The sequence below is a fragment of the Lutibacter sp. genome (assembly GCF_041596795.1).
Lineage (GTDB): Bacteria > Bacteroidota > Bacteroidia > Flavobacteriales > Flavobacteriaceae > Lutibacter.
The window spans coordinates 1-8047 of the sequence record NZ_JBFHHX010000144.1 but is presented as its reverse complement, the minus strand read 5'-3'; the positions used below and the strand labels follow the sequence as shown (position 1 = coordinate 8047).

Annotated in this window: 8 protein-coding genes and 2 tRNA genes; 9 read left to right on the top strand and 1 reads right to left on the bottom strand. The window is 30.5% G+C overall.

Annotation, left to right across the window (positions count from 1 at the left end):
* The 4 genes from porV to ABY298_RS13435 all read left to right on the top strand — a co-directional run.
* On the top strand, window positions 1-835 hold an 835-nt coding region (porV, locus tag ABY298_RS13450), incomplete at its 5' end, for a type IX secretion system outer membrane channel protein PorV (RefSeq protein ID WP_372746576.1).
* Window positions 836-853: 18 nt separating this feature from the next.
* Window positions 854-1336 (top strand): cytidine deaminase, encoded by a 483-nt coding sequence (cdd, locus tag ABY298_RS13445; RefSeq protein WP_372746575.1) that lies wholly within the window; start codon window positions 854-856, stop codon window positions 1334-1336.
* Between the two features lie 8 nt (window positions 1337-1344).
* A complete protein-coding gene (locus ABY298_RS13440; protein ID WP_372746574.1) occupies window positions 1345-1728 on the top strand; it encodes a group III truncated hemoglobin in 384 nt (127 codons plus the stop codon).
* A 32-nt stretch (window positions 1729-1760) separates the two neighbouring features.
* Window positions 1761-2831 (top strand): 3-oxoacyl-ACP synthase III family protein, encoded by a 1071-nt coding sequence (locus ABY298_RS13435; protein WP_372746573.1) that lies wholly within the window; start codon window positions 1761-1763, stop codon window positions 2829-2831.
* A gap of 47 nt (window positions 2832-2878) precedes the next feature.
* Here the strand turns inward: ABY298_RS13435 and pafA are convergent, their stop codons facing one another.
* Window positions 2879-4558 (bottom strand): alkaline phosphatase PafA, encoded by a 1680-nt coding sequence (pafA, locus tag ABY298_RS13430; protein WP_372746572.1) that lies wholly within the window; start codon window positions 4556-4558, stop codon window positions 2879-2881.
* 124 nt (window positions 4559-4682) lie between these two features.
* Between pafA and ABY298_RS13425 the strand changes: the two genes are divergently transcribed.
* The 5 genes from ABY298_RS13425 to ABY298_RS13405 all read left to right on the top strand — a co-directional run.
* Complete coding sequence (locus ABY298_RS13425; protein ID WP_372746571.1) at window positions 4683-5423, top strand: MlaE family ABC transporter permease; 741 nt, start codon at window positions 4683-4685, stop codon at window positions 5421-5423.
* The gene (locus tag ABY298_RS13420) at window positions 5423-6193 is read left to right on the top strand and encodes an ABC transporter ATP-binding protein (protein WP_372746570.1); all 771 of its coding nucleotides are present in this window, start codon (window positions 5423-5425) and stop codon (window positions 6191-6193) included. Before ABY298_RS13425 ends, ABY298_RS13420 begins: the two co-directional genes overlap by 1 nt.
* A gap of 60 nt (window positions 6194-6253) precedes the next feature.
* Window positions 6254-6326, top strand: a tRNA-Lys gene (locus tag ABY298_RS13415).
* Between the two features lie 42 nt (window positions 6327-6368).
* Window positions 6369-6449, top strand: a tRNA-Tyr gene (locus tag ABY298_RS13410).
* Window positions 6450-6562: 113 nt separating this feature from the next.
* A partial coding sequence (locus ABY298_RS13405) for a carboxypeptidase-like regulatory domain-containing protein (protein WP_372746569.1) occupies window positions 6563-8047 on the top strand: 1485 nt, incomplete at its 3' end.

Here is an 8047-nt window from a genome sequence, read left to right as displayed (position 1 = left end):
TAGAAGTGCCTGGGCAACTAGTTTAAGTTATTTTAATTTAGGACAAATTGATTTAACCGATGAATTTGGTGGTGATCAAGGAACTGAAAATTTAAACGAATTCTCTTTAGACGGTTCGTACTCTCTTAAATTAAGTGAATCATATTCAATGGGTGTTACAATGCGTTACATTCGTTCAGATTTAGGAATTAAATCTGGAAATACAACATTAAAACCAGTAAATACATTTGCGGTAGATATTTCAGGTTATTTTCAATCAGATGAAGCTAATTACGGCGATTTTAATGGTGTTTGGAGAGGTGGTTTTAATGTTTCTAATATTGGACCTAAAGTTTCTTATTCTGATGATGGACAGGAAAACTTTATTCCTACAAACTTAAGAGTTGGAGGTGGATTTGATTTTATTTTAGATTCTTACAATAAAGTAAGTTTAAATTTAGAATTTAATAAATTGTTAGTGCCAACTCCAAGCATTTCAGTAAATGATGATGGTGAGGCCCCGTATACACAAGATGATGTAAGTTTCTTTAGTGGAATTTTTACATCTTTTGGTGATGCTCCAGGAGGTTTTAGTGAAGAATTAAAAGAAATTACCTGGGGATTAGGAGCAGAGTATTTGTACGATGATTCTTTTGCGTTGCGTGCAGGATATTTTAATGAAAGTGATATGAAAGGTTCACGTAAATATTTTACCATTGGATCTGGATTTAAATTTAAAAGCTCAAGGTTAGATATTTCTTATTTATTTAATGCTTCAGATATTAATAACCCATTAGAAAATACCTTAAGGTTTTCTTTATCATTTGATTTTGGTGAACTTTTTGAAGTATATTAATAAATAATAAAAAGTTTAATGGAAAAAGTTGAAATAAAAACTCAAATAACCGTATTTGATTCCATAAATGAATTGCCAGCTGATGTAAAAAAATTAATGGACGCGGCAATAGATGCAAAGCAAAATGCATATGCACCTTATTCTAAATTTAAAGTTGGAGCAGCCTTATTACTTGAAGATGGCACAGTAATAAAAGGAAATAATCAGGAAAACGCAGCATATCCATCTGGAATGTGTGCAGAAAGAGTGGCAATATGGAAAGCCTCATCCGATTATCCTACTAAAAAAATATTGAAATTAGCTATTTCAGCAAGTTCTGCATCTCAAATTTTAAATGAGCCTGTTGCTCCTTGTGGAGGTTGCAGACAAACTTTGTCGGAATACGAATTAAAACAAAAAGATAAAATAGAAGTTTATTTTATGGGTGAAATAGGAAAGGTTATTATGACAGATTCTTTACTGAATTTATTGCCAATTGCCTTTGATAAATCATTTCTATAAAAATAACTATGTTAAAAGATATTGAAAATAGAGAAGATATTTACTTACTTGTAAAAACATTTTATACCAAATTAATGAATGACGCAGAAATGCGTCATTTTTTTATTGATTTTTTTGATGAGAATTTATTAGAAGAACATCTTCAAACGTTGGTTGATTTTTGGGAAAACACACTATTTTTTACCGGTGGGTATCGTAAAAACGCAATGCAACCGCACCTAGATTTACATCAAATAAAACCAATAGAAAAAAAGCACTTTAAAGCCTGGTTATCAATGTTTAATAGTTCCGTTGACGAGCTCTTTTTAGGAGGCATGGCGCACACTGCAAAATCACGTGCACTGTCGATAGCCACCGTAATGGAAATTAAATTATTTGAACAGAATAAGTAATAGGTTTTAATTTTAAAATTTAATTTAAAAGAATGAAAATTAGTTCAATTATAACAGGTACAGGGAGTTATATACCATCTCTCATAAAAAAAAATTCCGACTTTTTAAATGATACGTTTTTAAATGAAGATGGAACACCATTTGAATACGAGAATGCGATTGTAATAGATAAATTTAAGTCTATTACCGGAATAGAAGAAAGGCGTTACGCTACACCCGAATTAAACTCTTCAGATTTGGCTTTTAGAGCTGCTGAAAATGCAATAAAAGATGCTGGAATTGATAAAGAAACGTTAGATTATATTATTGTAGCACACAATTTTGGAGATGTTAAAACAGGCTCTATTCAAAGTGATATTTTGCCAAGTTTAGCATCAAGAGTTAAGCATAATTTAGAGATTAAAAATGCGAATTGTGTAGCTTATGATATTCTTTTTGGTTGTCCAGGTTGGATTCAAGGTGTTATTCAGGCAGAAGCTTATATAAAGGCTGGTATTGCAAAAAAATGTTTGGTTATTGGTACAGAAACCTTATCAAGAGTAATAGATCCTTTTGATAGAGATTCTATGATTTATTCTGATGGTGCAGGTGCGTGTGTAATTGAAGCTGTTGAAGGAGATTCTGAAGCAGGTATTTTAAGTCATGCAGCGCAAACATATACAGTTGATGAATGCTACTATTTGTTTTATGGAAAATCGTACAGTAAAGCAGATAAAACGAATATTAAATATATAAAAATGTTCGGTAGAAAAATTTATGAGTTTGGTTTAAACCATGTGCCATTAGCCATGAAAACAGCTTTAGATAAAAGTGGATTTGGTATTGATGACGTGAAAAAGATTTTGATTCATCAGGCAAATGAAAAAATGGATGAAGCTATTTTAAAGCGTTTTTATAGATTGTATAAAAAACCGGTTCCAGAATTTGTTATGCCTATGAGTATTCATAAGTTAGGAAATAGTTCTGTAGCAACGGTGCCAACCTTATTTGATTTGGTAAAACAAGGGAAATTAGAAAATCAGGAAATAAATAAAGGAGACATTGTAATTTTTGCTTCTGTTGGTGCAGGAATGAATATTAATGCAGTAGTTTATAAATATTAAACGATTTTAAATAAATAAAAAAAAGCCATCGTTCGATGGCTTTTTTTTTATTTTAACACTTCAATTATAGGTTTTCCTGTATTACCATTTGCTTGGGTAATTTTAAGGAAACTTGTAATGGTTGGAGCAATATCAATAATTGGATAATAATTGTCCGATTGTCCTTTTTTAATTCCGCTTCCGTAAAATATTAATGGTACATGTGTATCATAACTGTAACCAGAACCGTGTGTAGATCCAGTTTTATCATACGAAATGGTAGTTGGGTTTGGCACAAATAAAATATCACCTGAAAATTTTTGATTATACCCATTTTGCAGTGTTTGTAAAACGCCTAAATCAAAATTTGTAGTTTGTAAAGTATGTCCAGTTACTGTTTTATAAACATTGTTTATGTTTAATATTTCATCAGCAATTACTTGCGATACATGGTTTACATCTAATTTTAATGCCTTAATTTTTTCTTTATTCAAATAAATTTGATAGTTGGAAATGTTTTCTATTAATTCAGTTGAATTAAAACGTTCTAAAGTTATTTTATTAAGGGTTGTTTTAAACTCATCATCATTAAAATATCCTCCAGGAATTTTTAAAGAATTTAAATATGCAGGTACTTCAACCGCCGCGTGATCTGCGGTTAAAAATAGCGTGTAATTTTCAGCTCCAACTTCGGTATCTAAAATTTGCAGTAGGCGTTCAATTTCTTTATCCATTCTAATATAAGTGTCTTCCAATTCTTTTGCATCAACTCCAAATTGATGTCCAACATAATCGGTACTTGAATAACTAATGGCTAAAAAATCTGTAAAATTGCTCGAACCTAATTTTTCACCTTTTATGGTTGCTTCAGCAAAATCTGTAACAATAGAGTTTCCAAAAGGAATAGCTTTTAAAAGGCTATAATTACCATTTAATTTTCTTAACTCAGCCAAGTTATAAGGAAAAGTTGGAGTTGTTTTTCCATTAAACAAACCTTCATAATTGTTATTGTCTGGCAGTGTTTCTGTGTACGTGTTTATATCATAAAACGTATCCCAGGTTCCATTTAAGTAATTATTTGCTTTTCCGTTGTTGTTAAATTCTTTAACCCATTCAGGTAACTCATTCATATAAAAAGTACTTGAAATAAATTTTCCTTCGTCACCACCTTCAAACCAATATGCCGCGTTTGCTGTATGGCCAGCAGGTAAAATAGCAGACCTGTCTTTAATAGAAATACCAATGGATTTACCGTTCATATTTTGAGCTAAACGCAATTGATCAGTTATAGTTGTAGTTAACATTCTATACGGCGATTTTTGCCCTCCAGTTTTTGCTCCAACAGTTTCATATCTGCTATCATCAACACAATAAATGTATTCTTTTTCGTATTTATCATACCAATTATTAGAGATAATTCCGTGGTTTGTAGGTGTGGTTCCGGTATAAATAGAAGTATGACCAACAGCAGTATAGGTTGGAATATAATTGTAATGAACATTTTCTAAATTATAGCCATTTTGCAATAACCTTTTAAATCCGTTATTGCCATATTTACTGCTAAATTTTATTAAATAATCGTAGCGCATTTGGTCAACAATAACACCTACCATTAGTTTTGGACGTTTAAATTCTTCTATTGTATTTTCTGTTTTGATAGGTGATACAATAGTTGTTTTTTTCGATTTTACAGCAATACAATTTGTTATAGTAAAGCTAATAAATAGGATAAAAATAATTTTTTTCATTTTGAAAAGACTTCTTGAAATTTTAGTTTTCAAAAATACTGTTTTTTTATCCTTTTAATGAATTTTATGTTACAAAAAGGAAAAACATTACATTAATTTAATATTTTAGCCAAAAACAAATTTAATGAACTATTTAGAGCATATAGGTAAGTATTTTTTAATGCTAAAGCAGGTTTTTAAGAAACCTCAAAAATGGTCAGTTTTTAAAGAAATGTTATTTCGTGAAATAGAAGATTTGGGCTTAAAATCTTTAGGAATTATTACTTTTATTTCTTTTTTTGTTGGTGGTGTTGTTGCCATTCAAACAGCTTTAAATGTTGATAGCCCGTTTATTCCAAAATATTTAATTGGTTTTGCAACAAAACGTTCTATGATTTTAGAATTTGCACCCACTTTTATGTGTGTTATTTTAGCAGGGAAAGTAGGGTCGTATATATCTTCCAGTATTGGAACAATGCGTGTTACAGAGCAAATAGACGCCTTGGAAGTTATGGGAATAAATTCACTAAATTATTTGGTATTGCCTAAAATAATTGCAACGCTGTTTTTTTATCCTTTACTTATTAGTTTAGCTATGTTTTTAGGAATTTTAGGTGGTTATGTTGCTGGTATTTTAACAGATTTGTTTTATACGGAAGATTATATTTATGGAATTCAGCTAGATTTTAATCCTTATTTTGTAAAATATGCTTTAACAAAAACGTTGGTATTTGCATTTGTAATTGCAACCATTCCTGCATATCACGGATATTATGTAAAAGGAGGATCTTTAGAGGTTGGTAGAGCTAGCACACAAGCTGTGGTTTGGACAAGTGTGGTGATTATTTTATTAAATTATTTCTTAACCCAAATGCTTTTAGGATAATGATAGAAGTTACAGATTTATACAAAGAATTTAACGGAGTTCCAGTTTTAAAAGGAATATCTACTTCTTTTGAAAAGGGAAAAACAAATATGATTATTGGACAAAGTGGCTCTGGTAAAACAGTTTTTTTAAAATGTTTACTTGGACTGCATACACCTGATAGTGGAATTATTTCTTTTGATGGAAGAAAGCATACCGAATTAGATATTAAAACACAAAGGCAATTGCGCCAAGAAATTGGAATGGTTTTTCAAGGTGGTGCTTTATATGATTCTTTAACAGTTGAAGAGAATATTATGTTTCCTTTAAAAATGTTTGGAGATCAACCAATGTCTGAAATGTTAGATAGAGTTAACTTTGTTTTAAATAGAGTAAACTTACCAAATGCCAATAAAAAGTTTCCGGCAGAATTATCAGGTGGTATGCAAAAACGTGTGGCAATTGCAAGAGCAATTGTAATGAATCCGAAATATTTGTTTTGCGATGAACCAAACTCAGGTTTAGATCCAAATACGGCAACTGTTATAGATAATTTAATTCAAGAAATTACCCAAGAATATCAAATAATTACCATTATAAATTCTCATGATATGAATTCTGTTATGGAAATTGGAGAAAAAATTGTTTTTTTAAAAAATGGGTTAAAAGCGTGGGAAGGAACAAATAAAGAGATCTTTAAAACTGAGAATGAAGCAATTGTAAATTTTGTTTATTCGTCTAATTTATTTCGAAAAGTAAGGGAAGCATATTTAAATGAAACAAAATTGTAAAGTTGTTTGTTTTTTTAAAATATACCTGTATATTTGCACCCGCTAAAAAGGAATAAAATTGACCTGGTAGCTCAGTTGGTAGAGCACCTCCCTTTTAAGGAGGTGGTCCTGGGTTCGAGCCCCAGCCCGGTCACAAAAAGCTTCTCTTAATTGAGAAGCTTTTTAATTAAATTTTGGTGAGATACTCAAGTGGCCAACGAGGGCAGACTGTAAATCTGCTGCGCAAGCTTCGGAGGTTCGAATCCTCCTCTCACCACAAAACCTCAAACAACACGTTTGAGGTTTTTTTTGTACATAGAATAAATGTTTAACAAAATTAGCTAATAGTTAAACAAATATTTATCTTTGTTCTTGATTAATTTTTATAGTATGATAAAAAAACTGCTATTGTTTATATTTGTGTTTCAGATATCACTCTTATTTGCTCAGAATACCGGCGTATTAAAAGGTAAAATTGTAGATGCAAAAACCAGAGAGTTTTTACCTTATGTAAATATTTTAGTTACGGGTACAAATTTAGGTGCGGTCTCTAATGATAAGGGAGAATTTGAAATTACTAACGTTCCCTTAGGTTATGTATCTATTCAAGTATCTTTTTTAGGTTATATCACTAGCTTTTCTGAAGATTATTTAGTTACAAATGATAAAACACCTTTTATTCTTATAGAATTAAATCAAAATACTGAGGTTTTAAATGAGGTTATGGTTGTAAGTAATCCTTTTCAAAAAAATATTGAAACGCCTTTATCCAAACAATCTTTAGGAATTGTTGAAATTGAAAAAAATCCTGGAGGTAATAGGGATGTTTTAAAAGTAATACAATCGTTGCCAGGTGTAGCTTCAAATCCGGGATTTAGAAATGATATTATTATTAGAGGAGGCTCGCCATCAGAAAACAAATTTTATTTAGATGGAATTGAAGTTCCAGTGATTAATCATTTTCAAACACAAGGGTCTACAGGCGGGCCAGTAGGAATTATAAATGCCGATTTAATTAGGAATGTTGATTTTTATACAAGTTCGTTCCAAGCAAATAGAGGCAATGCGTTAAGTTCTATTATTGAGTTTACACAAAAGGATGGAAATCCGGATAAATTAAATACCAGAGCAACCTTGGGAACTTCGGATGCTGGAATTACTTTAGATGGTCCAATTAACAATAAAACTTCGTTTATTTTATCTGCGCGTCAGTCCTATTTACAATTATTATTTAAATTAATAAAATTACCTTTTTTACCTACTTACAACGATTTTCAATTGAAGGTAAAGCATCAACTTTCACCAAAAAGTGAAATTAGTATTATTGGTTTGGGAGCTATTGATAAATTTAAATTGAATACCGAAGTGAACAATAATGTTACTGATATTGACGTTTTAAAAAGGAATAACTATATTTTGAGTAATATTCCGGTTCAAGAGCAGTGGAATTACACTATAGGAGCTTCATATAAGCATTTTGCTAAAAATTCTACCCAACAGTTAGTTGTTAGTAGAAACGAATGGGAAAATGAAGCTAAAAAGTATTTTAACAATACAAACAGCCCAACTGATTTATTGTTGAATTACTCATCTAAAGAAGTAGAAAATAAATTGCGTTTTGAAAATACAATTTCAACAGAACATAATTATAAAATTAATATTGGGGCTGGTGTAGAAAATGCCATTTATACCAATGCTACGTATCAAAAAATAGCTTCTACAAGTGGAGTTTCAGAAATAGATTTTTCTTCGGAAATAACTTTGGTGAAATATAGTTTGTTTGGTCAAATATCAAAAAAATACTTGAATTCTAAATTAGGAACATCAGTTGGTTTTAGAATGGATGGATTGGATTATAATAGTGAAATGAGCAAT

What these genes read in the sequence shown, in the direction of transcription:
- cdd (WP_372746575.1), top strand. Translation starts at nt 854, where the DNA reads ATGGAAAAAGTTGAAATAAAAACTCAAATAACCGTATTTGATTCCATA.
- ABY298_RS13440 (WP_372746574.1), top strand. Translation starts at nt 1,345, where the DNA reads ATGTTAAAAGATATTGAAAATAGAGAAGATATTTACTTACTTGTAAAA.
- ABY298_RS13435 (WP_372746573.1), top strand. Translation starts at nt 1,761, where the DNA reads ATGAAAATTAGTTCAATTATAACAGGTACAGGGAGTTATATACCATCT.
- pafA (WP_372746572.1), bottom strand. Translation starts at nt 4,558, where the DNA reads ATGAAAAAAATTATTTTTATCCTATTTATTAGCTTTACTATAACAAAT.
- ABY298_RS13425 (WP_372746571.1), top strand. Translation starts at nt 4,683, where the DNA reads ATGAACTATTTAGAGCATATAGGTAAGTATTTTTTAATGCTAAAGCAG.
- ABY298_RS13420 (WP_372746570.1), top strand. Translation starts at nt 5,423, where the DNA reads ATGATAGAAGTTACAGATTTATACAAAGAATTTAACGGAGTTCCAGTT.